We start from the raw sequence: 24,693 nt of genomic DNA, 5'->3' as shown, positions 1-24,693 counted from the left end.
AAATGCATGCGCGCCTTGGCTGATTTCATCATGCGCGGTCGCGTGCAAGCCACCCTCGTGGTGGTGGGTTGTGCGGCTTTGCCGCTGTTGTTCTGGTTGAGTGCCGCCGCCGGGAGCCTGGTGTTCCTGCGGCGCGGTTTCAAGGACGCTTCCGGTGTCCTCGCCTGGGCTTTGTTGCCGGCGATGGCCTGGTGGTTCTTCGGCGAGCCGCGCACCTTGATGGTGTTGCTGGGTACGCTGGGTCTGGCGGCGCTGTTGCGCGCCGGGCAGTCCTGGAACCGGGTGCTGTTGTTCAGCATCGGCATGGGCCTGGTGTACGGGGTTGTACTGGGTTCGGTGTTCCGCGAACCGATTGAAGCTCTGGCTGGAGCGCTTGAAAAAGCCCTGCCGCAGATGCTCGACGGTCTCTACCAACAGTTATCGGTAGAGGAGCGGGGCCGCCTTGGAAGCCTTATTGCACCGGTGCTCGTCGGCCTGATTGCGGCGTTGTTGCAAGCCGTCAGTGTGCTGGCCCTGATGTTGGGCCGTTACTGGCAGGCGTTGTTGTATAACCCGGGTGGTTTTGGTCGCGAGTTTCAAGCGGTCAGGCTCCCCCTGGTGCCGGCGCTGGTGCTGGTGGTGCTCATGCTGGTGGGGCCGAATTTCGGTCCTGAGCTGGCGATGTTGACACCCCTGTGCAGCATACCGCTGATGTTTGCAGGGCTCGCCCTGCTGCATGGGCTGGTGGCGCAAGGACGACTGGCCAAGTTCTGGCTGGTCGGGTTGTACGTGACGCTGGTGCTGTTTATGCAGCTGACTTATCCGTTGCTCGTGGTCCTGGCCATTGTCGACAGCCTGATTGATTTTCGCGGTCGCAAGGCGCCCCCAAAAGGTGCCGATAACGATTCCGCGAACGGTGAAGGTTAAAAGTTAAGAGGTTATTACCAAATGGAACTGATCCTGCTGGAAAAAGTCGCCAACCTGGGCAACCTGGGCGACAAGGTAAATGTTAAGGCCGGTTACGGTCGTAACTTCCTGCTGCCATTCGGCAAAGCCACCGCTGCTACCGCTGCCAACCTGGCTGCGTTCGAAGAGCGTCGTGCTGAGCTGGAAAAACTGGCTGCAGAGAAAAAAGCTTCGGCTGAAACCCGCGCTGCCCAACTGGCCGAGCTGGAAGTGACCATCACTGCCACCGCCGGTGACGAAGGCAAGCTGTTCGGTTCGATCGGCACCCACGACATCGCTGACGCCCTGACCGCCTCCGGCGTTGAAGTGGCTAAAGCTGAAGTTCGTCTGCCGAACGGCACCATCCGTAACGTCGGCGAATACGACGTTGCCGTGCACCTGCACAGCGACGTTGAAGCCACCGTTCGCGTGGTTGTTGTCGCAGCCTAAGCTGTACCGATCGGCTGGCACCTTGGGTGTCAGCCGGTTAACATCGGGCACGATCCTGCTTTGCAGGTCGTGCCCTTTGTCTTTTTCATCACCCTGATTCCTGCGTGGCCATGAACGAGATAACCGCCCCCGAGCAATATGATCTGCAAACCGCTGCCCTGAAGGTGCCGCCGCATTCCATCGAGGCCGAACAGGCCGTTCTCGGTGGATTGATGCTGGACAACAACGCCTGGGAGCGCGTGCTCGATCAAGTCTCCGACGGCGACTTCTACCGGCATGACCACCGCCTGATCTTCCGTGCCATCCACAAGCTCGCCGACCAGAACGCCCCGTTCGACGTGGTAACCCTGCACGAGCAGCTGGACAAGGAAGGCCTGAGTTCGCAGGTTGGCGGCCTGGGTTACCTGGGCGAACTGGCCAAGAACACCCCGTCGGTGGCCAACATCAAGGCCTATGCCGCGATCATCCGCGAGCGGGCAACCCTGCGTCAGCTGATCAGCATCAGCAAAGAGATCGCCGACAGCGCCTTCAACCCGCAAGGGCGCAATGCTGCCGAGATCCTCGACGAAGCCGAACGGCAGATCTTCCAGATCGCCGAAGCGCGGCCGAAGACCGGCGGCCCGGTGGGCGTCAACGACCTGCTGACCAAGGCCATCGACCGCATCGACACGCTGTTCAATACCGACAGCGCGATCACCGGCCTGTCCACCGGCTACACCGACCTCGACGAGAAGACCAGCGGCCTGCAGCCGGCCGACCTGATCATCGTCGCCGGCCGGCCGTCGATGGGTAAGACCACCTTCGCCATGAACCTGGTCGAGAACGCGGTACTGCGCAGCGACAAGGCGGTGCTGGTGTACTCCCTGGAGATGCCAGGCGAATCGCTGATCATGCGTATGCTGTCGTCGCTCGGGCGCATCGACCAGACCAAGGTGCGCTCCGGCCAGCTTGAAGACGACGACTGGCCGCGGCTGACCTCGGCGGTCAACCTGCTCAACGACCGCAAGCTGTTCATCGATGACACCGCCGGCATCAGCCCGTCGGAAATGCGCGCCCGGACCCGCCGCCTGGTGCGCGAGCACGGCGACATCGCCCTGATCATGATCGACTACCTGCAGCTGATGCAGATCCCGGGCTCCAGCGGCGACAACCGTACCAACGAGATTTCCGAGATCTCCCGCTCGCTCAAGGCCCTGGCCAAAGAGTTCAACTGCCCGGTAGTTGCCCTGTCGCAGCTCAACCGCTCCCTCGAACAGCGGCCGAACAAGCGCCCGGTGAACTCCGACTTGCGCGAATCGGGTGCGATCGAGCAGGACGCCGACGTGATCATGTTCGTTTACCGCGACGAGGTGTACCACCCGGAGACCGAGCACAAGGGCATTGCCGAAATCATCATCGGCAAGCAGCGCAACGGCCCGATCGGCTTTATCCGCCTGGCCTTCATCGGCAAGTACACACGCTTCGAAAACCTCGCGCCGGGCAGTTACAACTTCGACGACGACGAGTAAGGGCAATTTGGATAATTCCGACCTTGAGCGTCGGAATTGGTCAATTTTTGTGCTATATTCCGCGCCCGCGATTTTTCATCGATTAGCCACCGGTCACTGACATGCAAGCAGCCAAACCACTTTTCGACTATCCCAAGTACTGGGCCGAATGCTTCGGGCCAGCACCGTTCCTGCCGATGAGCAGGGAGGAGATGGATCAGCTCGGCTGGGATTCCTGCGACATCATCATCGTGACCGGTGATGCCTACGTCGACCATCCGTCGTTCGGCATGGCCATCATTGGCCGCCTGCTGGAAGCCCAGGGCTTTCGCGTGGGCATCATTGCCCAGCCGGACTGGCAGTCCAAAGACGACTTCATGAAGCTCGGCGAGCCGAACCTGTTCTTCGGCGTCGCGGCCGGCAACATGGATTCGATGATCAACCGCTACACCGCTGACAAGAAGATCCGCTCCGACGACGCCTATACCCCGGGCGGCATGGCCGGCAAGCGTCCGGACCGCGCCAGCCTGGTGTACAGCCAGCGCTGCAAGGAAGCCTACAAGCATGTGCCGATCGTCCTCGGCGGCATCGAAGCCTCCCTGCGCCGCATCGCTCACTACGACTACTGGCAGGACAAGGTCCGTCATTCGATCCTGATCGACGCCTGCGCCGACATCCTGCTGTACGGCAACGCCGAGCGGGCCATCGTCGAAGTGGCCCAGCGCCTGTCGTTCGGCGAGTCGATCGAGAGCATCACCGACATTCGCGGCACCGCCTTCGTACGCCGTGATACCCCGCAAGGCTGGTACGAGGTCGACTCGACCCGTATCGATCGTCCGGGCAAGGTCGACAAGATCATCAACCCGTACGTCAACACCCAGGACACCCAGGCCTGTGCCATCGAGCAGGAAAAGGGCGAGGTCGAAGACCCCAACGAAGCCAAGGTTGTGCAGATCCTCGCCAGCCCGCGCATGACCCGTGACAAGACGGTCATCCGCCTGCCGTCGTTCGAGAAGGTCCGCAACGACCCGGTGCTCTATGCCCACGCCAACCGCGTGCTGCACCTGGAGACCAACCCGGGTAACGCCCGTGCCCTGGTGCAGAAGCATGGCGAAGTGGACGTGTGGTTCAACCCGCCACCCATTCCGATGACCACCGAAGAAATGGACTACGTGTTCGGCATGCCCTATGCGCGCATCCCGCACCCGGCGTACGGCAAGGAAAAAATCCCTGCCTACGACATGATCCGCTTCTCGGTGAACATCATGCGCGGCTGCTTCGGCGGCTGCACCTTCTGCTCGATCACCGAGCACGAAGGGCGCATCATTCAGAACCGCTCGCACGAGTCGATCATTCGCGAGATCGAAGAGATTCGCGACAAGGTGCCCGGCTTTACCGGGGTCATTTCCGACCTCGGCGGCCCGACCGCGAACATGTACCGCATCGCCTGCAAGAGCCCCGAGATCGAGTCGGCGTGCCGCAAGCCGTCGTGCGTGTTCCCGGGCATCTGCCCGAACCTCAACACCGACCACTCGGCGCTGATCAAGCTGTACCGCAGTGCCCGTGACCTGCCAGGGGTGAAGAAGATCCTCATCGCCTCGGGCCTGCGTTACGACCTGGCGGTAGAGTCGCCGGAGTACGTCAAGGAGCTGGTGACCCACCACGTCGGCGGCTACCTGAAGATTGCCCCGGAGCACACCGAGGAAGGCCCGCTGAACCAGATGATGAAGCCGGGCATCGGTAGCTATGACCGCTTCAAGCGCATGTTCGAGAAGTACTCGAAAGAGGCGGGCAAAGAGCAGTACCTGATCCCGTACTTCATCGCCGCGCACCCGGGCACCACCGACGAAGACATGATGAACCTGGCCCTGTGGCTCAAGGGCAACGGCTTCCGTGCCGACCAGGTGCAGGCGTTCTACCCGTCGCCAATGGCCTCGGCCACGGCCATGTACCACTCGGGCAAGAACCCGCTGCGCAAGGTCACTTACAAGAGCGACCCGGTGACCATCGTCAAGAGCGAGCAGCAGCGCCGCTTGCACAAGGCCTTTTTGCGCTACCACGATCCGAAGGGCTGGCCGATGCTGCGTGAAGCCCTGGAGCGCATGGGTCGCGCCGACCTGATCGGCCCGGGCAAGCACCAGTTGATCCCGCTGCACCAGCCGGCGACCGACAGCTACCAGAGCGCTCGGCGCAAGAACTCGACCCCGGCCGGCAGCCACAAGGTGGCCAAAGAGCAGAAGATCCTTACCCAGCACAACGGCTTGCCGCCGCGTGCCAGCGATGGCTCCAAGCCGTGGGACAAGCGTGAACAGGCCAAGGCGGCGGCGTTTGCCCGCAACCAGGAAGCGGCCAAGGCGCGCAAGGATGCCGCCAAGGGCGGCAAGGGCAAGAAAAAGCCCGCCCGCCAGCCGGTTCTGCCGCGCTAACTGAAACGCCAGCCTTCGGGCTGGCGTTTTTGTTTGCGTCGCTGGCAAAGCCTCAAATCTGTGCAAGGCTTGCACGGCGGCCTCGCTACGGTGCGCTTTTGGTGCGACTGTACCGGCTGCATGCAGGGAATCGCAGGCCTGGGCCCATGGCACAAGTCTTGCGCGGTTCCACTACCGCCCAGGCTCGCAGGAGGCCCGCCGTGTCGATTCATGTCGCCTTGCACCATGTCACCGAGTACCGCTACGACCGTGCAGTTGAACTGGGCCCGCAAATTGTTCGCCTGCGCCCGGCTGCTCACAGCCGCACGAGGATCCTCTCCTACGGGCTGAAGGTGCAGCCGGACGGACATTTCATCAATTGGCAGCAGGACCCACAGGGCAACTACCTGGCGCGCCTGGTATTCCCGGAAAAGACTGACAGCCTGCGCGTGGAAGTCGACCTGGTCGCCGAGATGGCGGTGTTCAATCCGTTCGACTTCTTTCTCGAACCCTACGCCGAGCAGATTCCCTTCAGTTATGGCCGAGATGAACGCCACGAACTGCTGCCCTACCTGGAGCAACTGCCGCTGACGCCGAAGTTCGCCACCTACCTGGACAGCATCGAGCGCACGCCCCAGGCCAGTGTCGATTTCCTGGTGGCGCTCAATCAGCGCCTGAGCGAGGACATCAGCTACCTCATCCGCCTCGAGCCCGGTGTGCAAACCCCGGAGCAGACCCTGGAACTGGGTTCCGGCTCCTGCCGCGACTCGGCCTGGCTACTGGTGCAGTTGTCGCGCCACCTGGGCCTGGCGGCGCGGTTCGTCTCCGGTTATCTGATTCAGCTGACAGCCGACATCAAGGCACTGGACGGCCCGTCGGGCACCGAAGAGGACTTCACCGACCTGCACGCCTGGTGCGAGGTGTACCTGCCCGGCGCCGGCTGGATCGGCCTGGACGCCACCTCCGGGCTGTTTGCCGGGGAAGGGCATATCCCATTGGCTTGTAGCCCCGATCCGACTTCAGCGGCACCTATCAGCGGCCTGGTCGAGCCCTGCGAATGCACTTTCGAGCATGAAATGAGTGTCGAGCGCCTGTGGGAATCGCCGCGGGTGACGCTGCCCTACAGCGACGAACAATGGCAGGCCATCGTCGCCCTCGGGCGCCAGGTGGACAGCGACCTGAAAGCAGCGGACGTGCGCCTGACCATGGGCGGTGAACCAACCTTCGTGGCCATTGACGACCCTGACGGCGCCGAGTGGAACACCGCAGCGCTGGGCGCGAACAAACGGCGCCTGGCCGGTGAGCTGTTCCAGCGCCTGTACAAGCATTACGCGCCCCATGGCCTGGTGCACTTCGGCCAGGGCAAATGGTACCCGGGCGAGCAACTGCCGCGTTGGTCGCTCAACTGCTTTTGGCGGCGTGATGGTGTGCCGCTGTGGAACAATCCGGCGTTGATCGCCGACCAACACCAGGACCTCGGCGCCGACAGCGCGCTGGCCGCGCGCTTCCTGGCCAGCGTTGCCGAACGGCTGAGGCTGCCTGCGCGTTATGTCTTCGGCGCCTACGAAGACTCACTCTATTACCTGTGGCGCGAGGGCGGCCTGCCGTCCAACGTGCGCCCCGACGCTGCGCGCCTGGACGACGAGATGGAGCGTGCAAGGCTGCGCAAGGTGTTCAGCCAGGGCCTGGACAAGGTCATCGGCCAGGTGCTGCCGCTGGCCCGCAGCGCCGACGAGCAACGCTGGCAGAGCGGACGCTGGTACTTGCGCGATGAGCATTGCCGCCTGGTGCCGGGCGACTCGCCGCTGGGTTACCGCTTGCCGCTGGCGGCGCAGCCCTGGGTCAAGGCCGCGGAATATCCCTACGTGCATCCGACCGATCCCAACCAGGTGCTCGGCGATCTGCCTGATCGTGACCAACTGCTCAAGGCCAGCGCCGGGCAGGCGGTCGATGAGCAGGAGCACGCAGCCCCCGAGGTCGATGCCTCGGCCGACTGGCTGACCCGTACCGCGCTGTGTGCAGAGCCGCGAGAAGGGCGCCTGTACCTGTTCATGCCACCGCTGTCTCGCTTGGAGGATTACCTCGAACTGGTTGCGGTGATCGAAGCCACCGCGGCCGAGCTGCATTGCCCGGTCATCCTCGAAGGCTACGAGCCTCCGGCCGATCCGCGCCTGGCCAACTTCAAGGTGACTCCCGACCCCGGCGTCATCGAGGTCAACGTGCAGCCTTCGGCCAGTTGGGACGAACTGGTGGAGCGCACCGAGTTCCTATACGAGCAGGCGCGCCTGACGCGCTTGAGCAGCGAAAAATTCATGATCGACGGCCGACACACCGGCACCGGTGGCGGTAACCATTTCGTCCTCGGTGGCGCCACCCCGGCCGACTCGCCGTTCCTGCGCCGCCCTGACTTGCTACGTAGCCTGATCAGCTACTGGCACAATCACCCGTCGCTTTCCTACCTGTTTTCCGGCCTGTTCATTGGTCCGACTTCCCAGGCGCCACGGGTGGATGAAGCGCGTAACGATGCGCTGTATGAGCTGGAGATCGCCTTCGCGCAAATGCCGGCAGCGGGCGAGGAATGCCCGCCGTGGCTGGTCGACCGGCTGCTGCGCAACTTGCTGATCGATGTCACCGGCAATACCCACCGCGCCGAGTTCTGCATCGACAAGCTGTACTCCCCGGACGGCCCGGCCGGGCGTTTGGGGTTGTTGGAACTGCGCGCCTTCGAGATGCCGCCGCATGCGCGCATGAGCCTGGTCCAGCAACTGCTGCTGCGCGCCCTGGTCGCGCGTTTCTGGCGTGAGCCCTATGCGCCCAAGCGCCTGGCCCGCTGGGGCACCGAGCTGCATGACCGGTTCATGCTGGGGCACTTTATCGAACAGGACTTTGCCGATGTGCTGGTCGAGCTCAACGCCGCAGGCTACCCGCTGCGTGCCGAGTGGTTTGCCGCACACCTGGAGTTTCGCTTCCCCAAGGTCGGCGACTATGCCGTCAACGGCATCGAGCTGGAACTGCGCCAGGCCCTGGAACCCTGGCATGTACTGGGCGAGGAGGGCGCGGGCGGTGCCACGGTGCGTTATGTCGACTCGTCGCTGGAGCGCCTGCAGGTCAAGGTCAGCGGCCTGCCGCCGGAGCGTTATCAACTGACCTGTAACGGTCGGGCGCTACCCTTGCAAGCCACCGGGCGCGTCGGTGAGTTCGTCGCGGCGGTGCGCTATCGCGCCTGGCAGCCGGCCAATTGCCTGCAGCCAACCATTGCGGTGCAGGCGCCGCTGGTGTTCGACTTGCTCGATACCTGGATGGGCCGCTCACTGGGCGGTTGCCAGTACCACGTCGCGCATCCGGGCGGTCGCAACTACCAGACCCTGCCGGTCAATGCCAACGAAGCCCAGAGCCGGCGTCAGGCGCGCTTCTTCCGCCTCGGACACAGCCCGGGTGTAGTGGACATACCCTCGGCGCAGGTGAACCCGGAACTACCCTTTACCCTGGATTTGCGCCGCGGCTGAGCGCTACTCTGAACTGACCTGTGGCCTTCGAGCATTGCCATGCCTGACCTGTTGGATGCTTACCCGCTGAGTGCGGGGACTTATCACGAGATGCTCGAAAGCCAGGGTGCGGTGCGTGCGCACTGGCAGCCGTTGTGCGCCTACCTGCAGCGCAGCGGGCCGGCGCAACTGGCCCAGCGCCAGGCCTCGCTGACCCGCCAGTTGCGCGAGAACGGCGTCACCTACAACGTTTACGCCGACCCCAAGGGCGCCGACCGGCCCTGGGAGCTGGACCTGTTGCCGCACCTGCTGCCCGCCGCCGAATGGCAGCAACTGGCCGCCGGTGTCGAACAGCGCGCGCGCTTGCTCAATGCGGTACTGGCCGATATCTACGGGCCGCAGCAGTTGATCAGCGAAGGCCTGCTGCCCGCCGAGCTGGTCTATGGCCATAACAATTTCCTCTGGCCCTGCCAGGGTATAGCGCCACCTGAAGGCACCTACCTGCATGTCTACGCGGTGGACCTAGCCCGTGCCCCGGACGGGCGCTGGTGGGTGACGGCAGACCGCACCCAGGCGCCGTCGGGCGCAGGCTTCGCGCTGGAGAATCGCACCATCGTTTCGCGGGCGTTGCCCGAGCTATACCGCGACTTGCAGGTGCAACACCTGGCCGGTTTCTTCCGCACCCTGCAACAGACCCTGGCGCGCCTGGCACCCAGTGACCAGGAGGCGCCACTGGTGGTGCTGCTGACCCCAGGGCGCTTCAACGAGAGCTATTTCGAGCACCTGTACCTGGCGCGGCAGCTGGGTTATCCACTGGTCGAGGGCAGCGACCTGACCGTGCGCGATGCCACCGTATACGTCAAGACCCTGAGCGGCCTGCGCCGGGTGCACGCAATCATGCGGCGCCTGGACGATGATTTCTGCGACCCGCTGGAGCTGCGCACCGACTCGGCGCTGGGCGTGCCCGGCTTGCTCGATGCCGTGCGCCAGGGCCGGGTGCTGGTGGCCAATGCGCTGGGCAGCGGCGTGCTTGAGTCGCCGGGCCTGCTCGGTTTCTTGCCGGCGATCAACCAGCGCTTGTTTGCTGAAGAACTGAGCCTGCCGTCGATCGCCACCTGGTGGTGCGGTGAGCCACCGGTGATGGCGCGGGCACTGGAGCAGTTGCCGAAGCTATTGGTCAAGCCGGCGTTCCCGTCACAGAGTTTCAGCCCGGTGTTCGGCCGTGACCTCGACCCGGCCCAGCGCCAGGCCCTGGCCGAACGCATCCAGGCACGGCCCTACGCCTATGTCGCCCAGGAGTTGGCGCAGTTGTCCCAGGCGCCGGTGTGGCAGGCCGACAAGGGCCAGGTGCAGCCGCGGGCCATTGGCATGCGTGTGTACGCGGTGGCCTCGGCGGACGGTTATCGGGTGCTGCCCGGTGGCCTGACCCGGGTTGCTGCGCAAGCTGACGCCGAGGTGGTGTCGATGCAGCGCGGTGGCGCCAGCAAGGACACCTGGGTGCTCGGCGAAGCGGCGCCAGCGGGCGAGCAATGGCGGGCCCAGCGCACCATCGGCGTGGCCGAACTGATCCGCCAGGACCCTTACCTGCCGTCGCGGGTGGTGGAGAACCTGTTCTGGTTCGGGCGCTACTGCGAGCGCTGCGATGCCAGTGCGCGCCTGCTGCGGATCATCCTCACCCGCTACCTGGACGGCGACGATCCGCTGGCCCTGCAGGCGGCGGTGGAACTGGCCGATGAATTGGCGCTGCTGCCGGAGGAGGGCGAGTTGCCCGAGCGCCTGCGCGCGGCGCTGGACGATGGCGACTGGGCCTTCAGCCTGCGGGCCAATTTGCAGCGTCTGCACTGGGCGGCGTCGCAGGTGCGCGGCAAGCTCTCGCGGGAGAACTGGCAGGCGCTGGTCGAGCTGCAGCGGGAGGCGCAATGCCTGGAAGATGCCGAGGCGGACTTTGGCGAGCGGGTGGATTTTCTCAACCGCCTGGTGATGTCGCTGGCGGCGCTGTCGGGTTTTGCCCTCGACGACATGACCCGCGACGAAGGCTGGCGCTTCCTGATGATTGGCCGGCGTATCGAGCGATTGCAGTCACTGTGCAGCAGCCTGGCGGCGTTTCTGCGCGGGCCGGCGGTGTACGACCAGGCCGGGCTTGAATGGTTGCTGGAGCTGGGCAATAGCAGCATCACCTACCGCTCGCGCTACCTGGCGGTGGCGCAGTTGATCCCGGTGCTCGATCTGCTCCTGCTCGATGAACAGAACCCCCACGCCGTGCTGTTCCAGCTCAAACTGCTGGTGCGTGCCAACCAACGCTTGAGCGAGGAATTCGACAGCCCGCGCGACCCGGCTCTGGCGCTACTGGCCGAGCAATTGCGTCACTTCGACCTGCGCAGCCTGGAAGACCCGTTGTTCGGCAGCGCCAGTGTACAAGCGGTGCTGTCGGGGCTTGCTGACCTGCTGCAAGGGGTGGCCCTGGCCAGTGGCGAGATTTCCGAGCGCCTGGCCCTGCGCCATTTCGCTCACGTCGACGATGTCAGCCAGCAGACGGTGTCGCTGTGATGAGTGCGCGCTACCAGATTATCCACGACACCCATTACCGCTACGACAGCCCGGTGTCCCTGGCCCAGCAGCTGGCGCACCTGTGGCCACGGCCTTGCGCCTGGCAACGCTGCACGGCCCAGGCCCTGCAGGTCAGCCCGCAGCCGACCCAGCGGCGCGATGAGTGGGACGTGTTCGGCAACCCGCTGACGCGCCTGGCGTTCGAGCGCCAGCATGAGCAGTTGCGGGTGGTGGCGCGCTTGCAGGTTGAAGTGCTCGAGCGGACGGCGCCGGACTTTGCCGCCTCGCCGGCCTGGGAGCAGGTGCGCGAGGCCCTGACCTATGCCAGTCAGCCGATGGCAGCGGCGCTTCTGGAAGCCTGCCGTTATCGATTCGAGTCGCCTTATGTACGCCTCAAGCAGCGCTTCGTGGCCTTCAGCGAATCCTCTTTCGAGCCTGGCCGGGCATTGCTGGAAGGCGTGCAGGCGTTGATGGAGAAGATCTTCAGCGAGTTCACCTTCGATGCCGAGGCGACCCAGGTCGCCACGCCGCTGGTGGAGGTGCTGGAGCGCCGCCGCGGCGTGTGCCAGGACTTTGCCCACCTGATGCTCGCCTGCCTGCGCTCGCGCGGCCTGGCGGCGCGTTATGTCAGCGGCTACCTGCTGACCCGGCCGCCACCCGGCCAGCCACGGCTGATCGGCGCCGATGCCTCGCATGCGTGGATTTCAGTGTTTTGCCCGGGGCAGGGCTGGATCGATTTCGATCCCACCAACAACCTGCGCCCGGCGCTGGAACACATCACCCTGGCCTGGGGCCGGGATTTTTCCGATGTCTCGCCGCTGCGTGGGGTGATCCTCGGTGGCGGCAGCCATGACCCGCAGGTGCAGGTCACGGTGATGCCGCTGGATGAGGCCACAGCCTTGTAGGAGCGGGCTTGCCCCGCGATGAGGCGGGTCAATCAGGCTTCTTGTCGACCCACTTGGGCAGCACCGGGGCTTCAAAGTTGTCCATGGCCTCGAGCAGCTCGGCTGGCGAGTCGGCCAGTTGCAGCATGGCGCGGTGTTGCGGGCGCACGAAGCCTTCTTCCACCACATGGTCAAGGAAGCTGCCCAGCTTGCTGTAGAAGCCGTTGACGTCGAGCAGGCCCAGGGGCTTGGCGTGGTAACCCAACTGGCCCCAGGTCCAGACTTCGAACAGCTCTTCCAGGGTGCCCAGGCCACCGGGCAGGGCCACGAATGCGTCGCTCAGTTCGGCCATGCGTGCCTTGCGCGCGTGCATGCCGTCGACTACTTCCAGGCGGGTCAGGCCGGTGTGGCCGATCTCGGCGTTTTTCAGCGCTTCAGGGATGATGCCGATGACTTCGCCACCGGCGGCCATGGCCGCATCGGCAACGATACCCATCAGGCCCACGGCGCCACCGCCGTACACCAGGGTCAGGCCGCGCGCGGCGATGGCCTGGCCGAGGGCGATGGCCGCCTCGCGGTAGGCCGGGTTGACGCCGGTGCTGGCGCCACAGAACACACAAACGGAACGTACGGGCATTGCTTCTCTCCGGTTACAAGCGCACACAGAGTAAGGCGCTGGCCGCTCGCTTCCAAGCCCGCAGTCGTTACTCCGGCCGGGCGAATTCGCATGAGGCGCCCGCAGCGCCGCAGGCGTAGGCGGCCAGCAGGCCATTGAAGAAAGTACCAAAGGACATGATCGTTTACTCCTAAATGAGAGGTTGTCTCATCCTCCCTCAAAGGTGCATGATGGGCACTTAGATTTCCTGTATACAATCCATAGAACAAATTCACTGCCTGGCTCTTCGGCCAGTGCTTGACCCACATCATGGGCCGGCCTTGCGGTTTCAGGCAGTCTGCAAACTGATAAAAAACCCCTGCCATGGAGATTCACGATGTTTGCCAAAGTTGTCGCAGTATCCTTGCTGACCCTCGCCAGCACTCAGGTATTTGCCGCTGAGTGCAAGGCGACGATCGACTCCACCGACCAGATGTCCTTCAACACCAAGGCCATCGAAATCGACAAGAGCTGCAAGACCTTCACTGTCGAACTGACCCACTCCGGTTCGTTGCCGAAGAACGTCATGGGCCACAACCTGGTCATCAGCAAAGAAGCTGACATGCAGCCGATCGCCACCGACGGCCTGGCTGCCGGCATCGACAAGAGCTACCTGAAAGAAGGCGACGAGCGCGTGATCGCCCACACCAAGATCATCGGCGCTGGCGAGAAGGATTCGCTGACTATCGACGTGTCCAAGCTGAAAGCTGACGAGAAGTACGGCTTCTTCTGCTCGTTCCCTGGCCACATCTCGATGATGAAAGGCACTGTTACCCTGAAGTAATTCGGGTACCTGATCGCGGGGCAAGCCCGCTCCCACAGGAGCGGGCTTGCCCCGCGATGCGTTCAAGGCGCGAACGGCATCTCGCGTTTGTGCTGGGTCTTGCGGTAGGTGGCGCTGATGATGTCGAACGCTTCCTGGCTCACCGCCTCGCCATGCAGGAACGCATCGATCTGCGCATAGGTGACGCCGTGGGACGCTTCGTCCGGCTTGCCTGGCGCCAGGTCCTCAAGGTCTGCAGTCGGCACCTTCTCCACCAGTGACTCCGGCGCGCCAAAGCTGCGCGCGATGGCCCGCACCTGGTTTTTCACCAGGCCACTGAGCGGTGCCAGGTCGCAGGAACCATCACCAAACTTGGTAAAGAAGCCCATCACCGCTTCGGCGGCATGGTCGGTGCCGATCACCAGGCCCTGGCGGGCGCCGGCGATGGTGTACTGGGCAACCATGCGCATGCGCGCCTTGGTGTTGCCGACGACGAAATCGACCATCGCCGGCGCGCCGTTTTCCAGGGCCTTGACCTCGGTCGCCAGGGCACGCACGGCCGGGGCGATGTCGACAGTGTGCACCTCGTCGGCCTTGATCACCTCCAGGCAGGCCTGGGCGTCGTGTTCGTCGTGCTGCACCTGGTACGGCAGGCGCACGGCAATGAAGCGGTACTGCTCATCAGCCGTCTCGCTGCGCAGTTCATTGATCGCCCGTTGCGCCATCAGCGCGGCGGTCAGCGAGTCAACACCACCACTGATACCCAGCACCAGGGTCTTGAGCCGTGCGTTGTGCAGGCAGGTCTTGATGAAGGCCACGCGCCGGGCCACTTCGGCTTCGAGCGCGGCGCTGTCGGCGAACGGCGGCTGGACCTTGAGCGCTTGCGCAATCTCTCGCTGGACGGCTTGCATGAATTACTCCTTGGACACTTTGAAGACGTGGCGCAGGTAGGCGACGAAGTTTTCGTCGCGGCATTGGGTCTTGGCCGCCTCATCGGAAATCTTGGCGACGGGCTGGCCGTTACAGTCGGTCATTTTAAGCACGATGCTCATCGGCGCCACCCCGGGCAGATCGCAGGTGAGGTTGGTGCCGATGCCGAAGCTGACATTGATGCGCCCGCGCAGGGCCCGGAAGATCTCCAGCGACTTGGTCAGGTTCAGGCCGTCGGAGAACACCAGGGTCTTGGTCATCGGGTCGATCCCCAGCTTGCGATAGTGGCTGATGGCCTTTTCCGCCCACTGCACCGGATCGCCCGAGTCATGGCGCAGGCCGTCGAACAGCTTGGCGAAGTACAGGTCGAAATCGGTCAGGAAAGCATCCATGGTGATGCAATCGGTCAGGGCGATGCCCAGCAGCCCGCGGTACTCGCGCACCCAGCAATCGAGCGCGGCGATCTGGCTGTCGATCAGCCGCGGCCCCAGTTGCTGGTGGGCCATGATCCACTCGTGGGCCATGGTCCCCAGTGGCTTGATATCCAGTTTCCGTGCCAGGTGCACGTTGCTGGTGCCGACGAAACGCGCGGGGAAATCTTCCTTGAGCACCCGTACCACTTCTTCCTGAACCTTGTAGGAGAAGCGTCGGCGGGTGCCGAAGTCGGCGACCTGCAATTCGGCCAGCTCCTCACTGCTGGCATTGGCTTTGAGCCAGTCGAACTTACGGTACAGCTGGTCGCGGGCGTCGCTGAGTTTGGCCTGGGGATGGCGATGGCGGTTGCGCACCTCACTGATGATCGCAAGCAAAGGTACTTCAAACAGGATCACGTGCAGCCACGGGCCGCGCAGGCGCAAGTACAGCTGGTCGTTCTCGACCCCCAGTTGCAGGTAGCGCAGGTTGAAGCGGAACAGGCCGAGAAAGCGCAGGAAGTCCGGCTTCATGAAGCTGATCTGCTCGAGGAAGCCCAGCTGGCCATTACCCAGGCTCAGTTCGCACAACTGCTCGATCTGCTCGCGGATCTGCGCCAGATAAGGGCGCAGGTCTTCACCATTGCGGCAGCGGAACTCCCATTCCACGTCGACGTTGGGGTAGTTGTGCAGCACGGCCTGCATCATGGTCAGCTTGTAGAAATCGGTGTCGAGCAGGTTCTGCACGATGCGATCGGCAAATGCACTCTCGCTCATAGGGGGCTCCAAAGGGGGCGCGCGCCATCACCGCCAGCGACGGCGCACAGACCTGCGCATTGTGCCAGCCTTTGCCGCCACGCGGGCAGGCCGAGGCCGGGGTAATTCGGTAGCAGGCTACAGGTAGCGGCGCTTTTGTCGGGCAGCGGCTAGCCTGTAATGGTGCCCGCTGTAGCAGTCGCGCACCAAGGATGTGCAGTTCGGTTACGCATCCTGTTACAGGCTGGTTGCACGTAACCACAACCCAGGGTTGCAATGATGGCACTTCGCGGATGCTCTTTTTTCTCGTGTCCGGTGGCGCTTGTCGTGAGGCAGACGGTTGCACGACCAGTAAAAAAAGGCCGTGAATCCTGGCTGCGCAACTTGTTCACGAGTTTTTCCAGAATAAAAAACCAATGGCACGGCCCTTGCTCAGAGCAATTGCTGAAAGTTGTAGTGCCAACCAAAAAAAACTCCAGGAGCACCACCTCATGTCGCAGACGTTTTACAAGAAAGGCTTTCTGGCCCTCGCCGTAGCTACGGCGCTGGGCGTTTCTTCGTATGTTCAGGCCGACATCAAGATCGGCGTAGCAGGCCCGATGACCGGTGCCAACGCAGCGTTTGGCGAGCAGTACATGAAAGGTGCACAGGCAGCGGCTGACAAGGTCAATGCCGCGGGCGGCGTCAACGGCGAGAAGATCGTGCTGGTCAAGGGCGACGATGCCTGCGAGCCGAAGCAGGCCGTGGCCGTGGCCAACCGCCTGGTCGACCAGGACAAGGTGATCGGTGTGGTCGGGCACTTCTGCTCGTCCAACACCATTCCGGCGTCTGAGGTGTATGACGAAGCCGGTGTCATCGCCATCACCCCGGGCTCGACCAACCCGGCGGTTACCGAACGCGGTCTGACTGGCATGTTTCGCATGTGCGGACGTGACGACCAGCAGGGCATCGTCGCCGGCGACTACATCGTCGACGTGCTCAAGGGCAAGAAGGTTGTCGTCCTGCATGACAAGGACACCTACGGCCAGGGCCTGGCCGATGCGACCAAGGCTCAACTGGTCAAACGCGGCGTGACACCGGTGCTGTACGAAGGCCTGACCCGTGGCGAGAAAGACTTCAGCGCCGTGGTCACCAAGATTCGTGGTGCCGGTGCCGACGTCGTCTACTTCGGTGGCCTGCACCCGGAAGCCGGTCCACTGGTGCGACAACTGCGTGAAGCGGGCCTGAAAGACGTCAAGTTCATGTCCGACGACGGCATCGTAACCGACGAACTGGTGGCCACTGCCGGTGGCGCGCAATACGTCGATGGCGTGTACATGACCTTCGGCGCCGACCCGCGCCTGCTGCCAGACAGCAAGGCGGTGGTCGAGGAGTTCCGCAAAGGCGGCACCGAGCCAGAAGGCTACACCCTGTATGCCTACGCTTCGGTCCAGGCCCTGGCTGCAGCCTTCAACGGCGCCAAGTCGAACAAGGGCGAAGACGCTGCCAAGTGGCTCAAGGCCAACCCGGTGCAAACCGTGATGGGCGAGAAAAAGTGGGACAGCAAGGGCGACCTGACGGTCTCTGACTATGTGGTCTACCAGTGGGACAAGGACGGCAAGTACCACCAACTGGAAAAACAAAAATAACAACGGTAGGCGACCCGGGCCTGAGCCCGGGTCGCTACCCGGTTTTGCGCCGTACCTGTCTTTTCTCGTAGATCTGCACAACCCTGCGCTGCGAGGGCCGCTTCATCCGGGGCTCACCGTAGTCGGCGCTTGTGCAATCTCAAATACGTGAGATTGCGTTATGGATGGTATTTTCCTGCAGCAACTGGTCAACGGGCTGACCCTCGGGTCCGTCTATGGCCTGATCGCCATCGGCTACACAATGGTCTATGGCATTATCGGCATGATCAACTTCGCGCACGGCGAGGTGTATATGATTTCCGCGTACCTGGCGGCAATCAGCCTGGCATTGCTGGCGTATTTCGGTATCGAATCCTTCCCCTTGCTGATGCTCGGGACGCTGATCTTCACGGTGGTGGTCACCGGAGTCTACGGCTGGACCATCGAACGCATCGCCTACAAACCCCTGCGCAACTCCACCCGCCTGGCGCCGCTGATCAGTGCCATCGGCATCTCGCTGATCCTGCAGAACTACGCGCAGATCAGCCAGGGCGCACGCCAGCAAGGCGTACCGACCCTGCTTGAAGGCGCCTGGCGCGTCGAAGTGGGCACCGGTTTCGTGCAACTGACCTACACCAAGATCTTCATCCTGGTGGCGGCCTTCGTCGGCATGGCGGCGCTTACCTACATCATCAAGTTCACCAAGCTCGGGCGCATGTGCCGGGCCACCCAGCAGGATCGCAAGATGGCTTCGATCCTCGGTATCAACACCGACCGGGTGATCTCCTATGTGTTTGTCATCGGTGCTGTCATGGCGGCCCTGGCCGGCGTGCTGATCACCATGAACTACGGCACCTTCGACTTCTATGCGGGCTTTATCATCGGCATCAAGGCCTTCACCGCCGCGGTGCTCGGTGGCATAGGCTCGCTGCCGGGCGCCATGCTCGGCGGGATCATCCTCGGGATTTCCGAGTCGCTGTTCTCCGGGCTGATCAACTCCGACTACAAAGACGTGTTCAGTTTCTCGCTACTGGTGCTGATCCTGATCTTCCGTCCCCAAGGCCTGCTGGGTCGCCCACTCGTGGCGAAGGTGTAAGTATGTCTGCTGCCAAAACAACTACATTCGATATCAAGCGCAGCCTGATCGATACGGTCCTCGCCGGGCTGATTTCCCTGATCGTTTTCGGGCCCATCGTCGGCGTGGTGCTCGACGGCTACAGCTTCAACCTTGAACCGACCCGTGTCGCCTGGCTGGTGGCCGGGGTGATGGTCGGGCGGTTTTTCCTCAGCCTGTTCCTGCAGACGCCCAAGGGCCAGTCGATTCTCCAGGGCTTCGAGGGCAGTGGTTCCGGCGTGCACGTGCTGGCGCCGGACTACAAGTCGCGGCTGCGCTGGATCATTCCGGCACTGATCGTGATTGCCATCGTCTTCCCGTTCTTCGCCAACAAGTACCTGCTGACTGTGGTCATCCTCGGCCTGATCTACGTACTGCTGGGCCTGGGCCTGAACATCGTGGTAGGTCTTGCCGGCCTGCTCGACCTGGGTTACGTGGCCTTCTACGCCATCGGCGCCTACGGCCTGGCCCTGGGTTACCAGTACCTGGGCCTGGGCTTCTGGACCGTGTTGCCCCTGGCGGCAATCGCTGCGGCGCTGGCCGGGTGCATATTGGGCTTTCCGGTGCTGAGGATGCATGGCGACTACCTGGCCATCGTTACCCTCGGCTTTGGTGAGATCATCCGTCTGGTGCTCAACAACTGGCTGTCGTTCACCGGCGGTCCCAACGGCATGCCGGTGCCGTCGCCAACCTTCATGGGCCTGGAGTTCGGCCGTCGGGCCAAGGACGGCGGGGTGCCGTTCCACGAGTTCTTCGGCATCGCCTACAACCCCAACGTGAAATTCCTGTTCATCTACATCGTGCTGTTCCTGGTGGTGCTGGCGGTGCTGTACATCAAGCACCGGTTGACCCGCATGCCGGTCGGCCGCGCCTGGGAAGCGCTGCGCGAAGACGAGATCGCCTGCCGGTCCATGGGCCTGAACCATGTGCTGGTGAAACTCTCGGCCTTCACCCTCGGCGCCTCTACCGCCGGCCTTGCCGGGGTGTTCTTTGCCAGCTACCAGGGCTTCGTCAACCCGTCGTCGTTCACCTTCTTCGAGTCGGCGCTGATCCTTGCCATCGTCGTGCTCGGCGGCATGGGCTCGACCGTCGGCGTGGTGATTGCTGCGTTCGTGCTGACCGTGGCGCCGGAGCTATTGCGCAGCTTCTCCGAGTACCGGGTGCTGCTGTTCGGCGTGCTGATGGTGTTGATGATGATCTGGAGACCGCGCGGCCTGATTCGTATCAGCCGTACCGGTGTAGTCCCGCGTAAAGGAGTGGCGCCATGAGCGATGACGTGATTCTCTCGGTTGAAAACCTGATGATGCAGTTTGGCGGCATCAAGGCGCTCAGCGATGTCAGCCTCAAGGTCAGACGCAACCAGATCTTCGCCCTGATCGGCCCCAACGGTGCCGGCAAGACCACGGTGTTCAACTGCCTGACCGGCTTCTACAAAGCCAGTGGCGGCAAGATCGAACTGAACCTGCGCGGCACCCGCACCAATGTCATCCAGCTGCTGGGCGAACGCTTTCAGCTGGGCGATTTCGTCTCGCCCAAGCGCTTCATCAACCGCCTGCACTACAAGATGTTTGGCGGTACTCACCTGGTCAACCGCGCAGGTCTGGCGCGGACCTTCCAGAACATTCGCCTGTTCCGGGAAATGTCGGTGGTCGAGAACCTGCTGGTGGCCCAGCACATGTGGGTCAACCGCAACTTGCTGGCCGGCGTGCTCAACACCAAGGGCTACCGCAAGGCCGAAAGCGATGCCCTCGACCATGCCTTCTACTGGCTGGAAGTGGTCGACCTGGTCGACTGCGCCAACCGCCTGGCCGGTGAGCTGTCGTACGGCCAGCAACGGCGCCTGGAGATTGCCCGGGCCATGTGTACGCGGCCGCAGATCATCTGCCTCGACGAACCGGCTGCCGGCCTCAACCCGCAGGAAACCGAAGCGCTGAGCAAAATGATCCGCGTGCTGCGCGACGAACATGACCTGACTGTGGTGCTGATCGAGCACGACATGGGCATGGTCATGAGCATTTCCGACCATATCGTGGTGCTTGACCACGGCAACGTGATCGCCGAAGGCGCGCCACAGGACATCCGTCACAACCCGACGGTGATTGCTGCCTACCTGGGCGCCGATGAAGAGGAACTGGTATGAGTACACCGATCCTCGAACTGAAAGAGATCGACGTGTTCTACGGGCCGATCCAGGCCCTGAAGAAAGTCTCGCTGCACATCGATGAAGGCGAAACGGTGAGCCTGATCGGCTCCAACGGTGCCGGCAAGTCGACCCTGCTGATGTCGATCTTCGGCCAGCCGCGGGCGGCAGCCGGGCAGATCATCTACCGTGGCACCGACATTACCCACAAGTCGTCGCACTACATCGCTTCCAACGGCATTGCCCAGTCGCCGGAAGGCCGCCGGGTGTTCCCCGACATGTCGGTGGAAGAGAACCTGATGATGGGCACCATCCCGATCGGCGACAAGTTCGCCAGCGAGGACATGCAGCGCATGTTCGAACTGTTCCCGCGGCTCAAGGAGCGGCGCAACCAGCGCGCCATGACCATGTCCGGCGGCGAGCAGCAGATGCTCGCCATCGCCCGGGCTTTGATGAGCCGGCCCAAATTGCTGCTGCTCGATGAGCCGTCGCTGGGCCTGGCGCCGATCGTGGTCAAGCAGATCTTCGCCACCTTGCGCGAGCTGGCGCAGACCGGCATGACCATCTTCCTGGTGGAGCAGAACGCCAACCATGCGCTGAAGCTCTCGGACCGCGCCTATGTAATGGTCAACGGTCATATCCGCATGACCGGTACTGGCCAGGAGCTGTTGGTCAACGAGGAGGTGCGCAACGCTTACTTGGGCGGGCACTGATCGTTGGTGACAAAAAGCGCCCCGCCTGACGGGGCGTTTTTTTGTCCACAGTTTTGTGGAAAACATTGTCCAGACATTCTTTTGGGCGCGACAGAACGTCGCTTCAGCGGGCGTTTTCATGGGGGTTTGAGTTGTCCACCATTGGTGTGGAACCGACTGTGGGTAACTTGGGTGCAGCTTGCTGAAGCCCTTTGTTTACAAGGCTTCCAGAGGTGTGGTTGTTTTTTGATCAGGTTTTTTCGCGGCTTTCGCTTCGGGGTTTGTCAAGTGTTTTGTCCTTAGCGCAAATGGCGATTAAAGCGCGCTTGCGGGCTGTGGATAACTCTGTGGGCAAGCCTTGGAAAGATCGGCGAAGACAGCGTCGTTACAGGCCTGGAGCCATCATGGAAATCCACGCCTTCGGCGCCTGTTGCCGGCCTTAGGTCAAGGCCGGCGCCAGAGGTCAAGGGAAATACTTGCGCAAGCCCCGGATTACGCGGCTTGCAGGGTTTTCGAGTTGCCCCCGGATTTTGTGGAAGGGCTTGTGGATAACATGCGTAAAGCTTGTCGCAGGCCTTCTATACCGGGGCTTTCACAGCTTTGATCGTTTATTGTACAGCGATGCGAATTGCTTGCTGCCGAACGCGGCCGCGGGCATGCTGCAACCCCTGTGATCAGCCTCATCAAGGAGACCTGCATGACCTCTACCGTATTCATCACTGGCGCAACTTCCGGCTTCGGCGAAGCCTGCGCCCGTCGTTTTGCGCAAGCCGGTTGGTCGCTGGTGCTGACCGGTCGCCGTCAGGAGCGCCTGGAAGCGCTGTGTGCCGAGCTGTCGCAACAAACCGAAGTGCACGGCCTGGTACTCGACGTGCGTGACCGCAAGGCCATGGAAGAAGCCATCAACAACCTGCCACCGTCGTTCGCCAAGCTGCGCGGGCTGATCAACAATGCAGGCCTGGCCCTGGGCGCCGACCCGGCGCCCAAGTGCGACCTGGACGACTGGGAAACCATGGTCGACACCAATATCAAGGGCCTGATGTACAGCACCCGCCTGCTGCTGCCGCGGCTGATCGCCCACGGCCGTGGCGCGACCATCCTCAACGTCGGCTCGGTAGCCGGCAACTACCCCTATCCGGGTAGCCATGTGTATGGCGGCACCAAGGCGTTCGTCGGGCAGTTCTCGCTGAGCCTGCGCTGCGACCTGCAGGGCACTGGCGTGCGGGTCAGCAACATCGAGCCGGGCCTGTGCGAGAGCGAGTTCTCGCTGGTGCGTTTCGCTGGCGACCAGGCGCGTTACGATGCCACCTATGCCGGCGCTGAGGCGATCCAGCCGCAGGATATCGCCGAGACCATCTTCTGGATCATGAACCAGCCAGCGCACATCAACATCAACAGCCTTGAGCTGATGCCGGTGAGCCAGGCGTGGGCAGGGTTCTCGATCGATCGTTCGGGCAAGGCGTGAGGGCCTAATCGCTGGCAAGCCAGCTCCCACAGGGGGGGGGCTGGCCACCAGGGCCGTTGTGGGAGCCGGTCTTGCCGGCGATAGCGTCAGACCTGACGCTGCAACCCTTCCAGGCACGTCGCCAGATGGTAAGGCGTAGTCGACGGCATATCGGCGCGGCTGACCTTGCCACTGGCATCGCGGCACTCGTGCCAGCCACCGGCATGCAGGAAGTTCTGCTGCATCGCCTTGAGCTGGGCCAGCACCGTGGCGGCGCTGGCCGGGCGCAAGGTCAGGGCGCGCAGGTATTCGGCCTGGGCCCAGATGCGCTGGGTGGCGTCGCGCACCTGGCCCTCGGCGCTGAGCATGGCCAGCACGGCGCTGTCCTTTACACCGCACTGTTCGGCATAGGCAAATGCACGGCTGAGCGAGGCATGCAGCTCGCTACCGCGTAGCAGCGGTGAAGACTCCAGCAAGTAGAACCATTCGAACTGGTGACCGGGTTCGAACCAGTTATCCACAGCCCCGCGTGGTTTCTCCAGCATCACCCCGTGTACGGGGTCGATGAAGTGTGCCTGCATCGCCGCAGCCAGGCTTTGCAGGGCTTGTTCGACGGCCTCGTCGTCACGCACCGAGAGGGTGGCGAGGAAGGCTTCGGCCAGATGCATCAGCGGGTTCTGCAGCGGGCCGCTGGCCAGGTCCGACCAGTCTTCGCCAAGGCTCGCCTCGTACAGGCCGTCATCACGGGCGAACTGCTCGGTTACCACTTCCAGCGCGGCATTGAGGGCCGATTCGACCAGTGGCTCATGCACCTTGCCCCAGTAATGCGCGCAGGCAAAGACGATGAAGGCATGGGTGTAGAGGTCTTTGCGCCGGTCCAGCGGCTTGCCCTGGGCGTCGATGCTGTAGAACCAGCCGCCGTGCTCGGCATCATGGAAATGCCGCTGCAACGAGCGAAACAGCGCGGCGGCGCGTTCGCTGGCGCCGGGTTGCTCGATGCGGCTGCTGAACAGGTACAGCTGGCGCGCGCAGGCCATGGCCCGGTAGCGTTGCACCGGCATGGGTTGCGGCTGCGGGTCGAGGGCTTCGAAGGGCAGGGCCATCTCTGCATTCCAGCCCGGGCCTTGCCACAGCGGCACGATGCGCTGGTCAAAGTGCGCCTGGACCTCGGCGAGCAGGGCGGGCAGTTCAGGCTGGGCAGTATGAAGGTCGGGCATGGAAAATTTCGTCGCGGTCGGTGCGTTTGCGCGCAATGGTAGCAGGAAAAGGCGCTGACTTTGCCGGCCTCATCGCGGGCCAGGAGCGGGCTTGCCCCGCGATGAGGCCAGTACAGCCAGCACAGCAGGCTGCCTACAGCGCACTGAGCCCCTGCCAGTGCTTGGCACCGACAAAGATGAAGCGCAGCTGCTGGGTGATCTTCTCCTGGGCGCTGATCGGTTCACCGGCGTTGTCGCTTGGCTCGTCGATCAGCTCCGGCAGGGTGGCGAACACGGTTTTCACCACCAGGTCAGCCATCACCGCCAGGGCCGCGGCGTCCAGATGCTGCCAGCGCGGCATGCGCGCAAGGTCGGTGGCCAGGTCCGAGCTGATGCCCTGGCGCAGGGTACCGATGGCTTGGCGCACCGGTTGCGAACCGCCATATTGCTCGCGGGCGAGAAACAGGAACTGGGCACGGTTGGCCGCCACCACATCGAGAAAGATCCGCACCGAGGCGTCGGTGATGCCGCCCAGCTCGAATTCGTTCTGGCGCACCAGGCGGATGGTCTGGCGGAAGGTTTCGCCCACTTCATTGACCAGGGCCAGGCCCAGTTGGTCCATGTCGGTAAAGTGCCGGTAAAAACCGGTAGGGACGATGCCTGCGGTTTTTGCCACTTCGCGCAGGCTGATGCTGCCGAAGCCTCGACCGCTCTCCATCAGGTGGCGGGCGGCATCCAGCAGGGCGTGGCGGGTCTGTTGCTTTTGTTCGGCGCGCGGCAGCATGGCAAGTATCGGCAGGCAGT

Annotated in this window: 19 protein-coding genes; 14 read left to right on the top strand and 5 right to left on the bottom strand. The window is 63.2% G+C overall.

Going from position 1 to position 24,693, the window contains the following annotated elements; translation table 11 throughout:
* The first annotated feature begins 6 nt into the window (after positions 1-6).
* From ACIOVF_RS06975 to ACIOVF_RS06945, 7 genes are all read left to right on the top strand, one after another.
* On the top strand, positions 7-906 hold the full coding sequence (locus ACIOVF_RS06975) for a hypothetical protein (protein WP_045196874.1): 900 nt from the start codon (positions 7-9) through the stop codon (positions 904-906).
* A 21-nt stretch (positions 907-927) separates the two neighbouring features.
* The gene (rplI, locus tag ACIOVF_RS06970; protein ID WP_045196876.1) at positions 928-1,374 is read left to right on the top strand and encodes a 50S ribosomal protein L9; all 447 of its coding nucleotides are present in this window, start codon (positions 928-930) and stop codon (positions 1,372-1,374) included.
* A 110-nt stretch (positions 1,375-1,484) separates the two neighbouring features.
* Positions 1,485-2,882 (top strand): replicative DNA helicase, encoded by a 1,398-nt coding sequence (dnaB, locus tag ACIOVF_RS06965; RefSeq protein WP_401288426.1) that lies wholly within the window; start codon positions 1,485-1,487, stop codon positions 2,880-2,882.
* Between the two features lie 101 nt (positions 2,883-2,983).
* Complete coding sequence (locus tag ACIOVF_RS06960) at positions 2,984-5,287, top strand: YgiQ family radical SAM protein (RefSeq protein ID WP_045196880.1); 2,304 nt, start codon at positions 2,984-2,986, stop codon at positions 5,285-5,287.
* Between the two features lie 200 nt (positions 5,288-5,487).
* Entirely contained in the window at positions 5,488-8,772 is a 3,285-nt protein-coding gene (locus ACIOVF_RS06955; protein ID WP_401288423.1) for a DUF2126 domain-containing protein, read from the top strand.
* Between the two features lie 39 nt (positions 8,773-8,811).
* Positions 8,812-11,298 (top strand): circularly permuted type 2 ATP-grasp protein, encoded by a 2,487-nt coding sequence (locus ACIOVF_RS06950; RefSeq protein ID WP_401288420.1) that lies wholly within the window; start codon positions 8,812-8,814, stop codon positions 11,296-11,298.
* Positions 11,298-12,203, top strand: a complete 906-nt coding sequence (locus ACIOVF_RS06945; RefSeq protein ID WP_258596141.1) for a transglutaminase family protein — start codon at positions 11,298-11,300, stop codon at positions 12,201-12,203. The genes ACIOVF_RS06950 and ACIOVF_RS06945 overlap by 1 nt, the downstream gene beginning before the upstream one ends.
* Positions 12,204-12,231: 28 nt before the next feature.
* Here the strand turns inward: ACIOVF_RS06945 and ACIOVF_RS06940 are convergent, their stop codons facing one another.
* Complete coding sequence (locus tag ACIOVF_RS06940; protein ID WP_045196888.1) at positions 12,232-12,819, bottom strand: TIGR00730 family Rossman fold protein; 588 nt, start codon at positions 12,817-12,819, stop codon at positions 12,232-12,234.
* A 355-nt stretch (positions 12,820-13,174) separates the two neighbouring features.
* Between ACIOVF_RS06940 and azu the strand changes: the two genes are divergently transcribed.
* Complete coding sequence (gene azu, locus ACIOVF_RS06935; protein WP_045196890.1) at positions 13,175-13,621, top strand: azurin; 447 nt, start codon at positions 13,175-13,177, stop codon at positions 13,619-13,621.
* Positions 13,622-13,683: 62 nt separating this feature from the next.
* Here the strand turns inward: azu and nadE are convergent, their stop codons facing one another.
* Positions 13,684-14,511 (bottom strand): ammonia-dependent NAD(+) synthetase, encoded by an 828-nt coding sequence (gene nadE / locus ACIOVF_RS06930; RefSeq protein ID WP_045196892.1) that lies wholly within the window; start codon positions 14,509-14,511, stop codon positions 13,684-13,686.
* 3 nt (positions 14,512-14,514) lie between these two features.
* Positions 14,515-15,717 carry a nicotinate phosphoribosyltransferase gene (gene pncB, locus ACIOVF_RS06925; protein WP_045196893.1) on the bottom strand — a complete coding sequence of 401 codons (1,203 nt, stop codon included), beginning with the start codon at positions 15,715-15,717 and terminating at the stop codon, positions 14,515-14,517.
* A gap of 470 nt (positions 15,718-16,187) precedes the next feature.
* Between pncB and ACIOVF_RS06920 the strand changes: the two genes are divergently transcribed.
* The 6 genes from ACIOVF_RS06920 (at position 16,188) to ACIOVF_RS06895 (ending at position 22,714) form a co-directional block, all read left to right on the top strand.
* Complete coding sequence (locus ACIOVF_RS06920) at positions 16,188-17,324, top strand: branched-chain amino acid ABC transporter substrate-binding protein (protein WP_045196895.1); 1,137 nt, start codon at positions 16,188-16,190, stop codon at positions 17,322-17,324.
* 160 nt (positions 17,325-17,484) lie between these two features.
* The gene (locus ACIOVF_RS06915; protein WP_010221625.1) at positions 17,485-18,399 is read left to right on the top strand and encodes an ABC transporter permease subunit; all 915 of its coding nucleotides are present in this window, start codon (positions 17,485-17,487) and stop codon (positions 18,397-18,399) included.
* Positions 18,400-18,401: 2 nt separating this feature from the next.
* Positions 18,402-19,685: a high-affinity branched-chain amino acid ABC transporter permease LivM gene (livM, locus tag ACIOVF_RS06910; RefSeq protein WP_045196897.1), complete on the top strand. Its 1,284-nt coding sequence runs from the start codon at positions 18,402-18,404 to the stop codon at positions 19,683-19,685.
* The gene (locus tag ACIOVF_RS06905; protein ID WP_038997426.1) at positions 19,682-20,557 is read left to right on the top strand and encodes an ABC transporter ATP-binding protein; all 876 of its coding nucleotides are present in this window, start codon (positions 19,682-19,684) and stop codon (positions 20,555-20,557) included. The genes livM and ACIOVF_RS06905 overlap by 4 nt, the downstream gene beginning before the upstream one ends.
* Positions 20,554-21,270, top strand: a complete 717-nt coding sequence (locus tag ACIOVF_RS06900) for an ABC transporter ATP-binding protein (protein WP_038997425.1) — start codon at positions 20,554-20,556, stop codon at positions 21,268-21,270. Before ACIOVF_RS06905 ends, ACIOVF_RS06900 begins: the two co-directional genes overlap by 4 nt.
* Before the next feature lie 676 nt (positions 21,271-21,946).
* Entirely contained in the window at positions 21,947-22,714 is a 768-nt protein-coding gene (locus tag ACIOVF_RS06895) for an SDR family oxidoreductase (RefSeq protein WP_093376681.1), read from the top strand.
* Positions 22,715-22,800: 86 nt separating this feature from the next.
* Here the strand turns inward: ACIOVF_RS06895 and ACIOVF_RS06890 are convergent, their stop codons facing one another.
* Both ACIOVF_RS06890 and ACIOVF_RS06885 read right to left on the bottom strand, forming a co-directional pair.
* The gene (locus tag ACIOVF_RS06890) at positions 22,801-23,910 is read right to left on the bottom strand and encodes an AGE family epimerase/isomerase (RefSeq protein ID WP_401288411.1); all 1,110 of its coding nucleotides are present in this window, start codon (positions 23,908-23,910) and stop codon (positions 22,801-22,803) included.
* 133 nt (positions 23,911-24,043) lie between these two features.
* A complete protein-coding gene (locus ACIOVF_RS06885; RefSeq protein ID WP_045196907.1) occupies positions 24,044-24,673 on the bottom strand; it encodes a TetR family transcriptional regulator in 630 nt (209 codons plus the stop codon).
* Positions 24,674-24,693: the final 20 nt, after the last annotated feature.

The organism is Pseudomonas sp. NPDC087612, assembly GCF_044743505.1.
GTDB lineage: Bacteria > Pseudomonadota > Gammaproteobacteria > Pseudomonadales > Pseudomonadaceae > Aquipseudomonas.
This window is presented reverse-complemented; position numbering and strand designations above follow the sequence as displayed.

What these genes read in the sequence shown, in the direction of transcription:
- ACIOVF_RS06975 (WP_045196874.1), top strand. Translation starts at nt 7, where the DNA reads ATGCGCGCCTTGGCTGATTTCATCATGCGCGGTCGCGTGCAAGCCACC.
- rplI (WP_045196876.1), top strand. Translation starts at nt 928, where the DNA reads ATGGAACTGATCCTGCTGGAAAAAGTCGCCAACCTGGGCAACCTGGGC.
- dnaB (WP_401288426.1), top strand. Translation starts at nt 1,485, where the DNA reads ATGAACGAGATAACCGCCCCCGAGCAATATGATCTGCAAACCGCTGCC.
- ACIOVF_RS06960 (WP_045196880.1), top strand. Translation starts at nt 2,984, where the DNA reads ATGCAAGCAGCCAAACCACTTTTCGACTATCCCAAGTACTGGGCCGAA.
- ACIOVF_RS06950 (WP_401288420.1), top strand. Translation starts at nt 8,812, where the DNA reads ATGCCTGACCTGTTGGATGCTTACCCGCTGAGTGCGGGGACTTATCAC.
- ACIOVF_RS06945 (WP_258596141.1), top strand. Translation starts at nt 11,298, where the DNA reads ATGAGTGCGCGCTACCAGATTATCCACGACACCCATTACCGCTACGAC.
- ACIOVF_RS06940 (WP_045196888.1), bottom strand. Translation starts at nt 12,819, where the DNA reads ATGCCCGTACGTTCCGTTTGTGTGTTCTGTGGCGCCAGCACCGGCGTC.
- azu (WP_045196890.1), top strand. Translation starts at nt 13,175, where the DNA reads ATGTTTGCCAAAGTTGTCGCAGTATCCTTGCTGACCCTCGCCAGCACT.
- nadE (WP_045196892.1), bottom strand. Translation starts at nt 14,511, where the DNA reads ATGCAAGCCGTCCAGCGAGAGATTGCGCAAGCGCTCAAGGTCCAGCCG.
- pncB (WP_045196893.1), bottom strand. Translation starts at nt 15,717, where the DNA reads ATGAGCGAGAGTGCATTTGCCGATCGCATCGTGCAGAACCTGCTCGAC.
- ACIOVF_RS06920 (WP_045196895.1), top strand. Translation starts at nt 16,188, where the DNA reads ATGTCGCAGACGTTTTACAAGAAAGGCTTTCTGGCCCTCGCCGTAGCT.
- ACIOVF_RS06915 (WP_010221625.1), top strand. Translation starts at nt 17,485, where the DNA reads ATGGATGGTATTTTCCTGCAGCAACTGGTCAACGGGCTGACCCTCGGG.
- livM (WP_045196897.1), top strand. Translation starts at nt 18,402, where the DNA reads ATGTCTGCTGCCAAAACAACTACATTCGATATCAAGCGCAGCCTGATC.
- ACIOVF_RS06905 (WP_038997426.1), top strand. Translation starts at nt 19,682, where the DNA reads ATGAGCGATGACGTGATTCTCTCGGTTGAAAACCTGATGATGCAGTTT.
- ACIOVF_RS06900 (WP_038997425.1), top strand. Translation starts at nt 20,554, where the DNA reads ATGAGTACACCGATCCTCGAACTGAAAGAGATCGACGTGTTCTACGGG.
- ACIOVF_RS06895 (WP_093376681.1), top strand. Translation starts at nt 21,947, where the DNA reads ATGACCTCTACCGTATTCATCACTGGCGCAACTTCCGGCTTCGGCGAA.
- ACIOVF_RS06890 (WP_401288411.1), bottom strand. Translation starts at nt 23,910, where the DNA reads ATGCCCGACCTTCATACTGCCCAGCCTGAACTGCCCGCCCTGCTCGCC.
- ACIOVF_RS06885 (WP_045196907.1), bottom strand. Translation starts at nt 24,673, where the DNA reads ATGCTGCCGCGCGCCGAACAAAAGCAACAGACCCGCCACGCCCTGCTG.